Below are 15,355 nucleotides of genomic sequence, written 5' to 3' on the forward strand. Positions count from 1 at the left end.
GTCGCGGCGTCCAGGATGATCCGGGACGTTGCATGAAGAAGATGCGCGTATGATGAAGCTCCGATCTCGGATCACGACGGATGGCCTCGACCGGGCTCCGCACCGTGCATTCATGCGTGCGATGGGGCTCGACGACGCTGCGATTGCCAAGCCGATGGTAGGCGTCGTCAGCATGAAGGGCGAACAGACGCCCTGCAACATGACGCACGACTTTCAGGTCGCAGCGGCCAAGACCGGAATCGAGGAGGCCGGCGGCACGCCGCGCGAATTTTCGACCGTGTCGGTTTCCGACGGTATCAGCATGAATCACGAGGGGATGAAGTTCTCCCTGTTTTCGCGGGAGCTGATTGCCGACTCGATCGAAGCCGTCGTCCATGGTCTCGCCTACGATGCATTGATAGGCTACGGCGGATGTGACAAGACGCTTCCCGGCGTGATGATGGGCATGGTCCGGTGCAACGTGCCGGCCATTTTCATCTATGGCGGCAGCGCGCTGCCGGGCCGCGTCGACGGGCGGACCCTGACCGTGCTCGACTCCTATGAGGCTGTCGGCAGCTTCATGACCGGAGAGATCGACGGTGCCACGCTCGAACGGATCGAACGCGCCTGCCTGCCGACCATCGGCGCGTGTGCGGGCCAATTCACTGCCAACACCATGGGGATGGTCTCGGAGGCGATGGGTCTCACCATTCCCAACGTGTCGATGGTGCCGGGTGTCTATGCCGAGCGCGCGCAGATATCCAGGCGGGCCGGGCGCCTCATCATGGAGATGCTGGAGCGCGGCGGGCCGTTGCCGCGCGACGTCGTGACGCGGAAATCCCTGGAAAACGGTGCGGCGATCGTGGCTGCCACGGGCGGTTCGACCAATGCTGCGCTGCATCTGCCGGCGATCGCGAACGAGGCCGGGATCGCATTCACGATCGATGATGTCGGCGAGGTTTTTGCCAGGACGCCGCTGATCGGAAACCTGCGGCCGGGAGGCAAATTTACGGCGAAGGATGTCTACGACATCGGCGGCGCTGCCGTGGTGATCCGGGAGCTGATCCAGAGCGGGCATATCGATGGCAATTGCCTGTCGATCACGGGCCGTACACTTGCCGAAGAATATGGCGCCGCCAACGCACCTGACGGAGATGTTGTTTACGCGGCTCGTGCCCCGATCATGCCAGATGGTGGTGTGGCCGTGCTGAAGGGAAACCTCTGTCCCGATGGTGCGGTGATCAAGGTCGCGGGCCTTAAGAACCAATTCTTTGAAGGCGTGGCGCGCGTTTTCGAAGACGAGGAGGCCTGCGTCGCGGCGGTTCGTGATCGCACCTATCAGGCGGGCGAGGTTCTCGTGATCCGCAATGAAGGGCCGGTGGGCGGTCCCGGCATGCGCGAAATGCTCGGCGTTACCGCGCTGATCTATGGCCAGGGCATGGGCGAGAAGGTGGCCCTGATCACGGATGGGCGGTTCTCCGGCGCCACCCGCGGAATGTGCATCGGCTATGTGTCTCCGGAGGCCTTCGTCGGCGGTCCGCTGGCGCTGGTACGCGATGGCGACAGGATCCGGATTGATGCCGCGAACCGGCGGATGGATATGCTGGTCGACGAGCAGGAACTCACTGCTCGCCGACACGATTGGGAGCCGCCTCCGCCTCGTCACCGTGCCGGTGCGCTCGCGAAATATGCGCGATTGGTTGGCCAGGCACCGGGCGGGGCCGTCACCCATGAGGGGCCCGCAGAATGGCCCTGGTTCGGATGACGCGGCGCACCTGGCCCGAAACAGCCACTGGTCCGGCAAGTTTCTTGCTAAGCTCGCATCGCTGACGGAGGATGTTCAGCAAGCCTGTTGCGCAGGGTTCGCGCGAATGAAGTGAGACGGGATGAAGGTAGTGCCTTCGAGATCGAGCGAATGGGTGAGACCGGTGACGCCGCAAAAGCCGGCTTCTGCAATCATCGAGATCGAGAGCGTCTCTCAGGTATTTCAGACCTCGGCGCGCAAGGACCATGTGGCGCTATCGGACATCTCGCTGGCGATCGAGGAGGGAGCCTTCGTCTCCATCCTTGGTCCATCCGGCTGCGGCAAGTCGACATTGCTTTACGTCGTCGGCGGCTTCGTCAGCCCAACCAGCGGCTCAGCAAAGATCAGGGGACGGATAATCACGGGACCAGGGCCGGATCGCGGTCCGGTATTCCAGGAGTTCGCGTTGTTTCCGTGGAAGACCGTGCTGGGCAATGTGATGTATGGCCCGCGCCAGCAGGGCGTGCGCACCACCGAGGCGGAAGCACAGAGCCGAGCCTTGATCGAAATGGTCGGGCTCAAGGGCTATGAGAACTTCTATCCCAAGGAGCTGTCCGGCGGCATGAAGCAGCGCGTGGCGCTGGCTCGGACGCTGGCTTACCATCCTGAGGTTCTGTTGATGGACGAGCCGTTCGGCGCGCTCGATGCTCACACGCGAACGCGGCTGCAGAACGATCTGTTGAACATCTGGGAGCGTGATCGCAAGACGGTGCTGTTCGTCACGCATTCTGTGGACGAAGCGGTTTTCCTGTCGGACAAGGTCGTGATGATGTCGAAATCGCCCGGCCGCATCCGCGAGGTCATCGACATCGATCTGCCGCGGCCGCGCCGCCGCAGCGAGCTGCTGCTCGACACTCGCTACCAGAAATACGTTGTCGACATCGAGCGGATGTTCGACGAGGTCGAAGATACGGGATCAGCGTCATGACATCGCTGACGGCCCTGGCCAAGCGTACCGCCCCGGTGTTTGCCTGCATCGGGCTTCTTGCGGCATGGCAGGTTGCATCACTCGCGCTAAAGAACGACAGCTTTCCGACGGCGATCGAGGCAATCCGCGCAATCCCGGACATCCTCGGAGACAAGGAAGCGCTGATCAACATCCTGGCCTCGCTCCGCCGCATGGCGGTCGGGTTTGGCATAGCGGTATCGGTTTCGATCCCGCTCGGCCTGTTGATGGGCCGCAGCCGGGCCGTCGCGGCCTTCTTCAATCCGCTCCTGATGGTGATCTATCCGGTGCCGAAGGCCGCCTTGATGCCGATCATCATGCTGTGGCTCGGCGTTGGTGACATCACGAAGACGCTGGTGATCTTCCTCGGCGTCAGCCTGCCCGTGATCTATCACAGCTTCGAGGGCGCCAAGGCGGTGGAAGAGAAGATGCTATGGTCGGGCGCGGCGATGGGGCTTTCGCCTGCGCAACGGCTGGTCCGGATCGTACTGCCGGCGGCGCTGCCGGAAATTCTGACCGGTTGCCGCACCGGACTCGTGCTGGCGCTGATCACGATGATCACCAGCGAGATGATCGCGCGTCAGTCCGGCGCCGGCAACATCCTGTTCAATGCACTCGACATGGGCCAATACGACACCGTCTTTGCGATGATCATCATCGTCGGCGCGATGGGAATCTGCCTGGATGCAATCTTCGAGCGGGTCCGCGCAAGGCTGGTGCGCTGGTCCGAACCGCAGTTCGATATGCCGCTGAGCTTCTCATGATGCCGCAGCTTCGCTCCACCAGCATCATCCTTGGGCTCGCGCCGATTGTGCTGGTGATCGCGCTGTGGCAGGGCCTTGTGTCATTTGGCTTTGCGCCTGCGGTGTTGCTGCCGCCGCCGGGATATGTCTTCGGCAGGTTGCTGCAGCAACTCGTGACATGGTCGTTTCAGCAGGAGATCGCGGCGACCCTGATCCGGTTGTTTGCCGGCTTCGCGATTGCGGTCGTGCTCGGTGTCAGCTTCGGCATCGCGGCCGCCGCCAGTCCGGCTATCAACGCCGTGGTCCGGCCGATCGTGCGCGTGCTCGCGCCGTTGCCCAAGGTCGCGCTGTATCCAGCATTGCTGCTGCTGCTCGGCTTCGGTCACGGATCGAAGATCACCCTGGTCGCGGCGGATGCACTCTTTCCCATTTTGTTGTCTACTTATTACGGCGCTTCAACGGTGGAGCAGAAGCTGATCTGGTCGGCCATGGCGGCGGGAACGCCGCGCTATCAGATCCTGTTCAAAGTGGTGCTGCCGGCCGCGATGCCGTCGATCCTGACCGGTTGCCGGATCGGCCTTGTCATTTCCTGCATCGTGGTGTTTCTGGCGGAGATGATCACGTCGAGCGACGGGCTCGGACATGTGCTCGTCACGGCGGCCCGGACCTTTCAGGCCGTCGACATGTTCGTGCCGCTGATCACGATCTCGCTGTTGGGCCTGATCCTCAATGGTCTGCTGGGGGCAGTGCGCGCGTATCTGCTGCGGGGTTTCCCCGAAGCATGAACTGACGAAGAAGAAACAGAAAGACGGGAGTAGGCCATGCTGGCTGATCGCATTGAGGCAAAATGGATCGACGCATTTTGCGAGATTTTTGAGCGATGCGCCGTCAAGGCCGGCGATACCGCGGCGATCCTCTCGGAAACCCAGTCACGTGCGTTGAATGTTCACCTGGCGGAGCTCGCGCTGCTGCGCCTGGGCGCGCGACCGTTTCACGTGGTCATGCCGACCCCGCGTAACCGGAATATCGTTCCGGTTCGCTCGACAGGGGCGAGCGAGGCGATCCAGCGGCTCGGCCCGGTCATCACGGCGCTTCAACAGGCCGGCTTTGTGGTGGATTGCACCATCGAGGGCCTGATGCATGCGGTGGAGACACCCGAGATCCTCAAAGCCGGCGCGCGCATCCTGGTGATCTCCAACGAGCATCCCGAAGCGCTGGAGCGGATGGTGCCGGATCCCGCACTCGAGAAGCGCGTTCGCGCGGCGGCGAAGATGCTGCGCGGGACCAAGCGGATGCGGGTGACTTCAAAGGCCGGCACGGCGCTCGACGTCGATATGGTCGGCGCGTCCACGGTCGGCGTGTGGGGGTGGACGGACAAGCCCGGTACGCTGGCGCATTGGCCTGGAGGCATCGTCGTCAGCTTCCCCAAGAGCGGAACGATCAATGGCACGCTGGTGATGGCGCCCGGCGACATCAACCTGACCTTCAAGCGTTACCTGACATCGCCGGTGAAGATGACACTGAAGGACGATTATGTTGTCGAACTGGAAGGCGAGGGCACTGATGCCGCAATGATGCGTGCCTATCTTGCCGCCTGGGGCGATCGGGAAGCCTATGCGGTCTCGCATGTCGGGTTCGGCATGAATCCGGGTGCGCGCTACGAGGCGCTGTCGATGTATGACCAGCGCGACACCAACGGCACCGAAATTCGTGCCGTCTCCGGCAACTTCCTGTTCTCGACCGGTGCCAACGAATTCGCCGGCCGCTACACGGCCGGCCATTTCGATCTGCCGATGATGGGGACGACGATTGAGCTCGATGGCGTCGCGGTGGTGCGTGACGGGGTGCTGCAGGACGTCTTCGGCTAGTTCCGATCGAGCACGGGCGGACGAGCCAGGTCAAAGTGACGGAGCAGGTCGACCATGGCCTGAAGCCGTTTTGTCCGATAGGCGTCGACGTCCATGCCTGAATAATCCAGAAAGCCTGCGCCCGTGCGCAGGCCGATCCGGCCCTCGTGCATGTTCCGCGAAATGACCTCCGGTGCACGATAGCGGTCGCTGCCGAGCGCGCCTTCGAGATAGCGGCTGGCATAGTAGAGGATGTCGCCGCCACCCCAGTCGATGAATTCGAGCAGCCCTAGCACGGCGTAGCGGAAGCCGAAGCCGAAGCGGATCGCCTTGTCGATCTCCTCGGCGCTGGCGACGCCTTCCTCGACCATGCGCGCGGCCTCGTTCATCGCCAGCGCCTGGATGCGCGGGACGATGAAGCCGGGTGTGGCTGCGCAGACCACCGGCACCTTGCCGATGCCTTCGAGCAGCGCCTTGACCTCCTCGATGATGGCGGGGTCGGTGGCGTTACCGGGCGAAACCTCCACCAGCGGGATCAGATAGGCCGGATTGAGCCAGTGCACATTGAGGAAGCGGCGAGGATTCACGATCGCGCCCGAGAGATCGTCGACAAGGATGGTCGACGTCGTTGATGCGATGATGGTATTGGGCCCGACTTGCTTTGAGGCGGCCCCCAGCACATTCCGCTTGAGCGCGACGACTTCGGGGACCCCTTCGAAGACTATTCCCGCATCGGACAGTGCCGCCGCGCTCTGGCTGGCGGGCACCACCGAGACCCGCGCAATCAGCGGATCGACATCCGCCTCGGTCAGTAGCCCCAGCTTCGCCAAGCTGGCAAAGGTCTTGCTGATTTCGCCGAGCGCATCTGCCTCCAGCCTGGCGAAATCTTCGGCTGAACGGGCCTTGATGTCGATCATTGTGACCGTATGCCCGGCGTAGGCGAACGCGACGGCGATGCCGCGGCCCATGCGGCCGGCCCCGAGACAGGCGATTGTGGCTCGGTTGGTCATCGGTCAAAATCCCTTGCGAAGAAGCGTCTGCAAACCGGCCTTGTCGAGATTGCCGAGGCCCAGCGTCTCGAGGGTTCGGCCGCCTTGCGTAAAATCCTCACCGCAGATTGCGCCGCCAATGGCCAGGAATGCCTTCGCCAGCGGCGTAGCCACGCCCGCGAGGCCGGCGACAGAGACCAGCAGCGATAGCCCAAGCCGCAAATCTTCTCTCATGTAGCGATGCTCGGTCAGAACGATCCGCTCGCGCCAGTCGCCGGAATCGGTCAGTCGATCATGTGAGCCGCGGCCATACATCCAGATCTCGCCTTCCTTGGCATAATGATGGGCGAGCGGAAAATGCGGTGCGCCATATCCGAGCGCCTCACGCACGGCAATCCGTTCGCCGTCGAGCGCGTCGGTGACCTGGCGAATCGCGGCTTGCGTTCCTTCCTTGTGGATGTCCCACTTTTCGAAATGCTCGATCGGGCCTGCATTCATGACGATCAGCGGCGGATGGATAATCGGACCTGCGTTCATCAGCGCCCCCGAAAGAGCGTCTCCGCACGGCTCGATTGCGCCGGGGAAAGCCTGTCCGATCACCTCAAGTGCGCGCGGCGCCTGATCGAGCGGGAAAATGCCGACCGGCAGTCGCTTGGCGCGGATGGTGATCGCGACCTCGAACGCGCCGTGCTTGCGGGTTAGCCAGGGCAAGGTCCCGGTTTCGGCAAAGCTCGCCTTGGCGTGGTTGCCCGCATCCCGCGCAGCCTGGGCGAAGATCATCGAGCCGAAGGTCGCCGGCGGCAGAAACACGACCTGTCCATCCCGCAGATGTGGAGCAAGCAGGCGTGCGATATCAGTCTGCGCGAAGGCGGGGGCAGGGCACAGGATCAGCTCTGCACCGTTGACGGCCTCGGCGATGCCGGTCGTCACCAGCGCTAATTTCACGTTATGACGGCCGTTATGATCTTTCACCAGGACGCGCGAGCCGGCGGCGCGATGTGCTGCGACCTGATCCGCGTCGCGGCGCCAGAGCCGGACCTCATGTCCCGACAGCGCAAAATCCCCCGCGGCCGCGAAAGAGCCGTTTCCTCCCCCCAGAACCGCAATCTTCAAGATGCTTCTCCTTGCGTGCGCGATTGCGCATCAAGCTGTTTCAGCAGGAAATGCTGGACCTTGCCGAGCGCTGTGCGCGGCAGGTCCGTGACGAAAATGATGTCGCGCGGAACCTTGTAGCGGGCGAGCTGGGCCTGGAGATGCACTTTCAACGCGTCTGCTTCCAGTCGACCGCCGGATCGCGGGATCACATAGGCGATAGGCACCTCGTCCCAGCGTGGATCGGGCCGGCCGATCACGGCGCATTCGCTGACATCGGGATGTTCGAGCAGGACGCGTTCGACCTCCGCCGGATAGATGTTCTCGCCGCCGGAAATGATCATGTTCTTCTTGCGGTCGCGCACCCAGAAATAGCCGTCCGCGTCGCACAGGCCGATATCGCCGGTACGATACCAGCCGTCGTGCAGCGCATCGCGCGTGGCGTCCGCATTGCCCCAATATTCGAAGAACACGTTCGGGCCGCGCACCGCGATCTCGCCCGGTGCGCCCGCCGGCACCTCGTTGCCGGCCTGATCAATCACTTTCGCTTCGCAGCACAGGCCGGCAAGTCCGGTCGAGCCCGCGCGCGAGAGATCGCCACCAAGCCGGGTGTAGACTGCAATGGGGCATGTTTCCGTCGAGCCGTAGACCTGGAGCACCGGGACGCCACGCGCGACGAAACGGTCGATCAGATGCGGCGGCACGATGGTCGAGCCGGTCGCGACGGCTTTGAGTGACGAAAGGTCGGTCGTGGTCCAGGCGGGATGCTCGCTTACGGCCTGGATGATCGCCGGCACCATCACGGTCAAGGTCGGCCGCTCCCGTTCGATGGCTGCAAGCGCGGTGTCCGGCGTGAAGCGTGCGTGAACCGTGACCATCGCGCCCAGCTGGAGCGCCGCCGTGGTCTGGATGTTGAGGCCACCGACGTGGAAGAACGGCAGCAGCGTCAGCACATGGTCGTCAGACGTCATGTTGTGCATGTGTTGGCTCATGACGCCGTTCCAGAACAACGCCTCCTGGCGCAGCACCGCGCCTTTCGGTCGTCCGGTCGTTCCCGATGTGTAGACAATGAGGAGCGGGCAGGAGAGATCGGTGTGCGGGTTGCGGCCGGTGCCCCGGCTCCGAGCCAACAGGTTTTCGAACGTCGTGCCGTGAGGCGGTTCGAAATCGAGCCCGACAATTGCAGTGCCCTCGAGTTCGGCAAGAATTCCCTCAAATGCCTGCTCGAGCACCAGGACCTTGGCGCCGGCATCATTGAGGATGAAAAGCTGCTCGGCGACAGCCAGCCGCCAGTTCAGGGGCACCAGCATCGCGCCGAGTCGCGCGCAGGCATAGAGCAGAACCAGATAGTCCGGCCGGTTCAGACCGAGGATGGCCACGCGGTCGCCCCGGGCGACGCCGAGCTCCTGCTTCAATGTCGCCGCCGTTCGTTCGATCCGTGCAGCGAACGCTGCATAGCTCAACCGTTCGCCTTCGAAGGCGATGGCTGTCTTGTCTGGCGCGAACGCCGCGTTGCGATCGATCAGACTACAGAGGTCCACCGTCAGTCGTCCGTTTCGCCGGCCTCGTACAGTGCCTCGCGCCCGATCCGGTCGAGGCAGAGCTCGGCTGTCCAGGGCAACATCAGCGAGCCGCAGCGGCTGTCGCGATAGATCCGCTCGAGCGGCAGCGAGCGCAGCATAGCCTGACCGCCACAGGTGCGGATCGCGAGCGCGGCGAGCTCATTGGCGCCCTCCATCACCGAATATTGCGCGGCATAGGCGCGCAGCACCTGCTCCTTGCTCGGGTTGGCGCGCGCCTCGGTGACCGCCTGGAACCAGATTGCCTTGATCTGCTCGAGCTTGATCTGCATCTGCGCGACCGCAATCTGCTTGGTCGGATACATCCTGCGCTTAACCGGCGGCATGCCCGGTACTTCGCCGCGCAAATATCGCACGGTGAAGTCATAGGCGGCTTGCGCAAGGCCCATATAGGTCGGCGACAGCGTCAGGAACATGTGCGGCCAGCGCATCGCGGCCTGGAAATAGACGCCCCGCGGCATCAGCGCCGAATCTGCCGGCACGAACACGTCCTTGAACAGCAGCGTGCGCGAGACCGTTCCGCGCATGCCGAGCGGATCCCAGTCGCCGACGACCGAAATGCCTTCCGATTTTGCAGGGATGGCGAGGTAAAGCGTGTTGCGGCGCGAAGCCTTCTCGCCTTCCTCGATCTCGGTGCAGAGAACGCCGTAATAGTCCGCATGGCCGGAGAGTGATGCAAAGATCTTCTTGCCGTTGACGATCCAGCCGCCCTCGACCGGCCTTGCTTCCGTGCCGAAAGCGACCCCGCCTGCCGCTGCCGCGCCGCCCTCAGAGAAGGGCTGCGAATAGATCGCGCCGTCCTCGACGATGCGCTTGTAGTGGACTGCACGCCGCCCCTCGTGCTCGTTCCGGGTCTCTGCATCCATGTCGAGATCGTCGGCGAGCGGGCCCGACCACAGCGTCGAGCAGACATGCATGTTCCACGTGAGCGCAGTCGCGCCGCAATAGCGGCCGATTTCGGCTGCCGCGAGGGCGTAGGTTTGATAATTCGCTCCGAGGCCGCCATGCTTCTTGGGCACGGCAATACCGAGCAGGCCGACGCGATGCAGGTCGCGATAATTCTCGGACGGGAAAATCGCCGCGCGATCGTAAGTCGCGGCGCGGTCGGCGAACACGCTCTGGCCGATCTCGCGCGCCCGGGCGATGATGCCGGCCTGCTCGTCGCTCAGTCGGAATGCGACGGGATCGAAGATCGGTGCATCCAGCGCGACCTTGTCACTCGCGCCGATGGTCTTGCTGACTTGCATGGTCATGGCGCAGTCATCCTACGTGTTGATCGCGACGGAGTTCAGGAACCGGCCGAGGGCCTCGTCAAAGGCATCGGGGCGCTCAAGGTTTGCAAGATGGCCGACACCGGCCAACTCGACATACTCGGCAGATGGAATGTAGGTCGCCGTCTTCGCCATCATTGGCGCTGGCGCGTTGTTGTCCTTAGAGCCGGACAGCAGCAGCGTCGGGATGGAAATGTCCTTGAGGGTGCTGCGTTGGTCGAAGCCAATCAACGCCAGCATCATGGCGCGATAGCTCGCCTCGGGCACGCTTGCCATGCACTCGCGTGCAAGCTCCATTCCCCTGGGATCAGGATCGTCGCCCACCAGTTCCTTCACCAGAGAGGGCGCCAGCGACTTCATCGTTTCGCCGCGATCGAGCGGCCCCAGCCGTGCGGCGATAAACGATGTCTGCCAACCGCCGTCGGCCTTGCCGAAGGCGGGGCTGGTCTGCGCCAGCACGACCGCGCGCGCCGGTTTCGCGGATTGCACCAGCCATTGCTGAACGATCATGCCGCCGATGGAATGCCCGACCAGAATTGGCTTGCTCGCACCAAGCTGCTCGATGAATCGCTGAAGCGCATCCGCCAGGGCAGCGATGCTGACCCTGGAGAGCGGCGCCGATCCGCCATAGCCCGGCATGTCCCATGCAATCGCGTGGAAGCGGTCGCCGAATGTGGCAAGCTGCTGCCGCCAGGCCCGTGCCGCACCCCCGATGCCATGCAGGAAAATCAGAGGTGTCCCGCCCGGATCGCCCGCTGCTTCATAGGCGAAGCGGCCGTCCTTTGTTATCATTGGCGCAGGCTGCGACACGCGACATCCTTTTGTCCGGCCCTTCGATGCTAACAGGCCTGTGAGGGATGGGAAGAGATAATTTTATACTTAAAGCAATTTTCGGGCCGGGGTCCGGCGTGCGGCTGTTTGCGGCCGAGTCGAGCTTTGTTTGCAAAAGTTTGAAGGTTAAAATATATCGAGAGAGCGATTAGCTGAATGCAAGGAAGGCCAGCGCATGTCCGGATTACCGCATTCGCCGCACGCGCTGGTGACCGGTGGCGGTCGCGGCATTGGTCGCGCCATCGCAGCAGCGCTCGTCGAGGCCGGTGCAACGGTGACCGTCCTTGGGCGGAACGCTGCGACGCTTGAAGAGGCTGTCAGCGCAGGGGCAGCGCATTTTGCGGCCGTCGCCGACGTCTCGGACGAAACCTCATTGAAAACGGCCATCGCTGACGCGAGCGCGCGGAAGCCGATCGATATTCTGATCGCCAACGCGGGAAGCGCCGACTCTGCGCCGTTCTCCAAATCCGACAGCGCCCTGTTCGCGCGCATGATGGATGTCAATTTCATGGGCGTGGTCCATGCTGTCAGCGCTGTGCTGCCCGGGATGAAGGACCGTCCCTATGGTCGTATCGTCGCGATCGCGTCCACGGCGGGGCTCAAGGGATACGCCTATGTCAGTGCTTACACCGCGGCCAAGCACGCTGTGGTCGGTCTCGTGCGGTCTCTCGCTCTCGAGATGGCCGGCAGCAACGTGACCGTCAACGCGGTGTGTCCCGGTTTCACCGACACCGATCTCGTCGCCGGCAGCATCGAGAACATCATGAAAAAGACGGGGCGGAGCCGCGAGCAGGCCATTGCTGAGCTCGCGAAACATAATCCGCAAGGGCGATTGATCTCTCCTCGGGAGGTCGCGGATGCCGTGCTCTGGCTGTGCGGCGAGGGCGCCGGCGCAATCACCGGGCAGGCGATCGCTGTTGCCGGTGGTGAGATTTAGCGCGCATGGCAAAGGCGCGGAGCAAGGAAGCCAAGGAGATCGTATGAGGAGACCAGCCAATCCCGTGACCTTACCGCTTGCGGACTATTCGCCGCAGCACTTCCTGCTGGCCGTCGTCGATGGTGTTGCAACCGTGACGCTCAATCGTCCGGAACGAAAGAATCCGTTGACCTTCGAGAGCTATCGCGAACTGACCGATTTCTTTCGCGCCTGCGCGTTCGACGATGCGGTCAAGTCCATCGTCATGACCGGCGCTGGCGCCAATTTCTCGTCCGGCGGCGATGTGTTCGAGATCATCGGTCCGCTCGTGAAGATGGACACCAAGGGGCTGACGGCGTTTACGCGGATGACCGGCGACCTCGTCAAGGCGATGCGGGCCTGCCCGCAGCCGATCGTTGCCGCGGTTGAAGGCATCTGTGCCGGCGCGGGCGCGATCATCGCCATGGCGTCGGACATGCGGCTTGCGGCGAGCGGGGCCAAGGTAGCATTCCTCTTCAACAAGGTCGGCCTTGCCGGTTGTGACATGGGCGCCTGCGCGATCCTGCCGCGGATCATCGGACAGTCCCGCGCTTCCGAGTTGCTCTACACCGGCCGGTTCATGACCGCGGAGGAGGGCGAGCGCTGGGGCTTCTTCAGCCGCCTCGTCACCCCGGAGCAGGTGCTGCCCCAGGCACAAGTGCTCGCCAAGCAAATCGCGGAGGGACCGACCTTCGCCAACACCATGACCAAGCGGATGCTGGCCATGGAATGGGCGATGTCGGTGGAGGAGGCGATCGAGGCGGAGGCTATTGCTCAGGCGCTGTGCATGACGACGGCCGATTTCGAACGGGCCTTCGAGGCCTTTGCCAACAAGGTCAAGCCGGTCTTCAGGGGCGACTAAGCCGGGCTTTGCCGGCAGCCTGCCGCAATGGGGACTTGCGCGCAATTAGTTTAGGCTTAAAATAGTTTCGGCGGGTTGAATTGGCGAGGCTCCCATGAAAGTCGCGATCATCGGTGGCGGACCTGCGGGTCTCTACGCTGCAATCCTGCTCAAGAAGCAGCGACCGAGCGCCGAGATCGCGGTATACGAGCGCAACCGCGCCGACGACACCTTCGGCTTCGGCGTGGTGTTCTCGGACGCCACGCTCGATAATTTCGAGAAGCACGATCTTCCCAGCTATCGCCGGATCACCCAGGAATTCGCCTACTGGGACGACATCGCAGTGCACTTCCGCGGAACGGTCCATCGGGTCGGCGGCAACGGCTTTTGTGGCTGCTCGCGGCAGAAGCTGCTCCTGATCCTCCAGGCGCGCGCGCGCGAACTGGGCGTCGTCCTGAATTTCGAAGCGGACGTCGAAGACGAATCCCGCTTCGCCGACGCCGATCTCATCCTGGTCGCGGACGGCATCAACAGCCGCTTCCGTGACAAATACGTCGATCATTTCGCGCCGAAAGTCGACCTGCGTGCCAACAAGTTCGCCTGGATGGGCTCGACCAGGCCGCTGGATGCCTTCACCTTCATCTTCCAGGAGACGGAGTGGGGGCCGTTCATCGCCCATGCCTATCAATATGAAGCCGGCCACTCGACCTGGATTTTCGAGACCGATCCGGAGACGTTCGAACGCGCCGGGCTGACAGGGCTGAACGAGACCCAGTCGGCTACGCGAATGGCGGAGATTTTCGGCTGGTTCCTCGACGGTCACCAACTGCTCACCAACCGCTCGACGTGGCGCAACTTTCCGATGATCCGCAGCAAGCGCTGGGTCAAGGACAACATGGTTCTGCTCGGCGACGCCAAGGCGAGCGCGCATTTCTCGATTGGCTCAGGCACCAAGCTCGCAATGGAAGACGCGATCGCGCTGGCCGAGGCGATGGACAAGGCGCCCAGCATCAAGGCGGCGCTGGACGTCTATGAGCACGGGCGGCGCGAGGAGGTCGAGAAGACGCAGCACGCCGCCGACGTTTCGCTGGTCTGGTTCGAGCATGTCGACCGCTTCTGGGATTTCGATCCGGTGCAGTTCGCCTTCGGCGTGATGACGCGCTCGAAGGCGATCACCTATGACAATCTGAAACTCCGCGCTCCCGACTTCGTGGCGGAGGTCGAAAGATCGTTTGCCAAGCGTGTTCGTGACAGCGGTTTCGACGTCGACACCGAGAAGCCGATGGTGCCGCTGTTCCAGCCATTCCGGCTGCGCGAGATGGAGATCGCCAATCGCGCCGTGGTGTCGCCGATGTGCATGTATTCGGCGAAGGAGGGCATGCCGACCGATTTCCACCTGGTGCATTACGGATCGCGCGCGATCGGTGGCGCCGGTCTGATCTTCACGGAGATGACCTGCGTTGCCCGCGACGCCCGCATCACGCCCGGCTGCACAGGACTGTGGAATGACGAGCAGGAGGCATCCTGGCGGCGCATTGTTGATTTCGTCCATGCCAATTCAGCCGCAAAAATCTGCCTGCAACTGGGGCACGCCGGGCGCAAGGGTGCGACCAGGCTGATGTGGGACGGCATGGATCGTCCGCTCGAGGAGGGTGGCTGGGAGGTGTTTTCGGCATCGCCGCTGCCCTATTTCCCCGATAGTCAGGTTCCGCGCGAGCTCGATCGGGCCGGCATGAACGTAGTGAGAGATGCTTTCGTCGCGGCGGCCGAGCGCGGCGAACGCTGCGGCTTCGACATGCTCGAATTGCACTGCGCCCACGGCTATCTGCTTGCGAGCTTCATCTCGCCGCTGACGAACACCCGCACGGATGAGTATGGCGGCTCGCTCGCCAATCGTTTGCGCTTTCCGCTCGAAATCTTCGAGGCGCTGCGGGCCGTGTGGCCGTCGCACAAGCCAATGTCGGTGCGCATTTCCGCGACCGACTGGGCCGAGGGTGGCATCGGCGGCGACGACGCGGTGGCGATCGCGCGCGCCTTTGCCGAGGCCGGCGTCGATCTCGTCGACGTCTCGACCGGGCAGACCGTGCGCGATGCGCAGCCGATCTATGGCCGCATGTTCCAGACCCCGTTCTCCGACCAGGTCCGCAATGAGGCGCGCGTGGCCACGATGTGCGTCGGCAATATCACGACGGCGGACCAGGCCAACACCATCCTGGCTGCGGGCCGGGCGGACCTCGTTGCGCTCGGGCGGCCGCATCTAGTCGATCCCTTCTTCACCATGCGGGCGGCGGCTTGGTACGGGGCGGACGACGCGTTCTGCCCGCCGCAATATCTTCCCGGAAAAGATCAGATTTTCCGCAACAGCGTGCGCGACCGGCAGGATCTCGAGGAGCTGAGAATTAAGGCTAAGCCCAAGACCCGGGCCGAGCTCAAGGCGGAGGCGACAAAGCCGCTTGCGGCGGAGTGACCGCCCGTGC

Annotated in this window: 13 protein-coding genes; 8 read left to right on the forward strand and 5 right to left on the reverse strand. The window is 63.3% G+C overall.

Annotated elements, in window-relative coordinates; all coding sequences use genetic code 11:
* Positions 1–49 precede the first annotated feature (49 nt).
* From ilvD to IVB07_RS12225, 5 genes are all read left to right on the forward strand, one after another.
* Positions 50–1,744 (forward strand): dihydroxy-acid dehydratase, encoded by a 1,695-nt coding sequence (ilvD, locus tag IVB07_RS12205; protein ID WP_247767666.1) that lies wholly within the window; start codon positions 50–52, stop codon positions 1,742–1,744.
* A 121-nt stretch (positions 1,745–1,865) separates the two neighbouring features.
* Positions 1,866–2,711 carry an ABC transporter ATP-binding protein gene (locus IVB07_RS12210; protein WP_247767667.1) on the forward strand — a complete coding sequence of 282 codons (846 nt, stop codon included), beginning with the start codon at positions 1,866–1,868 and terminating at the stop codon, positions 2,709–2,711.
* Entirely contained in the window at positions 2,708–3,493 is a 786-nt protein-coding gene (locus IVB07_RS12215) for an ABC transporter permease (protein ID WP_247361454.1), read from the forward strand. Before IVB07_RS12210 ends, IVB07_RS12215 begins: the two co-directional genes overlap by 4 nt.
* Positions 3,490–4,257, forward strand: a complete 768-nt coding sequence (locus tag IVB07_RS12220) for an ABC transporter permease subunit (protein ID WP_247361456.1) — start codon at positions 3,490–3,492, stop codon at positions 4,255–4,257. Before IVB07_RS12215 ends, IVB07_RS12220 begins: the two co-directional genes overlap by 4 nt.
* A 36-nt stretch (positions 4,258–4,293) precedes the next feature.
* The gene (locus IVB07_RS12225) at positions 4,294–5,340 is read left to right on the forward strand and encodes a peptidase M29 (RefSeq protein WP_247767668.1); all 1,047 of its coding nucleotides are present in this window, start codon (positions 4,294–4,296) and stop codon (positions 5,338–5,340) included.
* On the opposite strand, the gene IVB07_RS12230 is transcribed toward IVB07_RS12225, so the two are convergent.
* From IVB07_RS12230 to IVB07_RS12250, 5 genes are read right to left on the reverse strand one after another with little or no spacing between them, the layout of a single operon-like run.
* On the reverse strand, positions 5,337–6,329 hold the full coding sequence (locus IVB07_RS12230) for a 3-hydroxybutyryl-CoA dehydrogenase (RefSeq protein WP_247767669.1): 993 nt from the start codon (positions 6,327–6,329) through the stop codon (positions 5,337–5,339). The genes IVB07_RS12225 and IVB07_RS12230 overlap by 4 nt on opposite strands.
* Positions 6,330–6,332: 3 nt before the next feature.
* Positions 6,333–7,421, reverse strand: a complete 1,089-nt coding sequence (locus tag IVB07_RS12235) for an NAD/NADP-dependent octopine/nopaline dehydrogenase family protein (RefSeq protein WP_247767670.1) — start codon at positions 7,419–7,421, stop codon at positions 6,333–6,335.
* On the reverse strand, positions 7,418–8,941 hold the full coding sequence (locus tag IVB07_RS12240; protein ID WP_247767671.1) for a long-chain-fatty-acid--CoA ligase: 1,524 nt from the start codon (positions 8,939–8,941) through the stop codon (positions 7,418–7,420). Before IVB07_RS12240 ends, IVB07_RS12235 begins: the two co-directional genes overlap by 4 nt.
* A gap of 2 nt (positions 8,942–8,943) precedes the next feature.
* A complete protein-coding gene (locus tag IVB07_RS12245) occupies positions 8,944–10,233 on the reverse strand; it encodes an acyl-CoA dehydrogenase family protein (RefSeq protein ID WP_247767672.1) in 1,290 nt (429 codons plus the stop codon).
* A gap of 12 nt (positions 10,234–10,245) precedes the next feature.
* Entirely contained in the window at positions 10,246–11,043 is a 798-nt protein-coding gene (locus IVB07_RS12250; RefSeq protein ID WP_247767673.1) for an alpha/beta hydrolase, read from the reverse strand.
* 214 nt (positions 11,044–11,257) lie between these two features.
* On the opposite strand from IVB07_RS12250, the gene IVB07_RS12255 reads away from it, so the two are divergent.
* The 3 genes from IVB07_RS12255 to IVB07_RS12265 all read left to right on the forward strand — a co-directional run bounded on the left by IVB07_RS12255 (position 11,258) and on the right by IVB07_RS12265 (position 15,345).
* The gene (locus tag IVB07_RS12255; protein WP_247767674.1) at positions 11,258–12,019 is read left to right on the forward strand and encodes an SDR family oxidoreductase; all 762 of its coding nucleotides are present in this window, start codon (positions 11,258–11,260) and stop codon (positions 12,017–12,019) included.
* 43 nt (positions 12,020–12,062) lie between these two features.
* Positions 12,063–12,899, forward strand: coding sequence for an enoyl-CoA hydratase family protein (locus IVB07_RS12260; RefSeq protein WP_247767675.1), 837 nt, complete (start codon positions 12,063–12,065; stop codon positions 12,897–12,899).
* 94 nt (positions 12,900–12,993) lie between these two features.
* The gene (locus IVB07_RS12265) at positions 12,994–15,345 is read left to right on the forward strand and encodes a bifunctional salicylyl-CoA 5-hydroxylase/oxidoreductase (protein WP_247767676.1); all 2,352 of its coding nucleotides are present in this window, start codon (positions 12,994–12,996) and stop codon (positions 15,343–15,345) included.
* Positions 15,346–15,355 lie beyond the last annotated feature (10 nt).

The sequence above is a fragment of the Bradyrhizobium sp. 172 genome, assembly GCF_023101065.1.
Classification (GTDB): domain Bacteria; phylum Pseudomonadota; class Alphaproteobacteria; order Rhizobiales; family Xanthobacteraceae; genus Bradyrhizobium; species Bradyrhizobium canariense_D.

Excerpts from the sequence above, each read along its gene's own strand:
- ilvD (WP_247767666.1), top strand. The coding sequence starts at position 50 with ATGATGAAGCTCCGATCTCGGATCACGACGGATGGCCTCGACCGGGCT.
- IVB07_RS12210 (WP_247767667.1), top strand. The coding sequence starts at position 1,866 with ATGAAGGTAGTGCCTTCGAGATCGAGCGAATGGGTGAGACCGGTGACG.
- IVB07_RS12215 (WP_247361454.1), top strand. The coding sequence starts at position 2,708 with ATGACATCGCTGACGGCCCTGGCCAAGCGTACCGCCCCGGTGTTTGCC.
- IVB07_RS12220 (WP_247361456.1), top strand. The coding sequence starts at position 3,490 with ATGATGCCGCAGCTTCGCTCCACCAGCATCATCCTTGGGCTCGCGCCG.
- IVB07_RS12225 (WP_247767668.1), top strand. The coding sequence starts at position 4,294 with ATGCTGGCTGATCGCATTGAGGCAAAATGGATCGACGCATTTTGCGAG.
- IVB07_RS12230 (WP_247767669.1), bottom strand. The coding sequence starts at position 6,329 with ATGACCAACCGAGCCACAATCGCCTGTCTCGGGGCCGGCCGCATGGGC.
- IVB07_RS12245 (WP_247767672.1), bottom strand. The coding sequence starts at position 10,233 with ATGACCATGCAAGTCAGCAAGACCATCGGCGCGAGTGACAAGGTCGCG.
- IVB07_RS12250 (WP_247767673.1), bottom strand. The coding sequence starts at position 11,043 with ATGATAACAAAGGACGGCCGCTTCGCCTATGAAGCAGCGGGCGATCCG.
- IVB07_RS12255 (WP_247767674.1), top strand. The coding sequence starts at position 11,258 with ATGTCCGGATTACCGCATTCGCCGCACGCGCTGGTGACCGGTGGCGGT.
- IVB07_RS12260 (WP_247767675.1), top strand. The coding sequence starts at position 12,063 with ATGAGGAGACCAGCCAATCCCGTGACCTTACCGCTTGCGGACTATTCG.
- IVB07_RS12265 (WP_247767676.1), top strand. The coding sequence starts at position 12,994 with ATGAAAGTCGCGATCATCGGTGGCGGACCTGCGGGTCTCTACGCTGCA.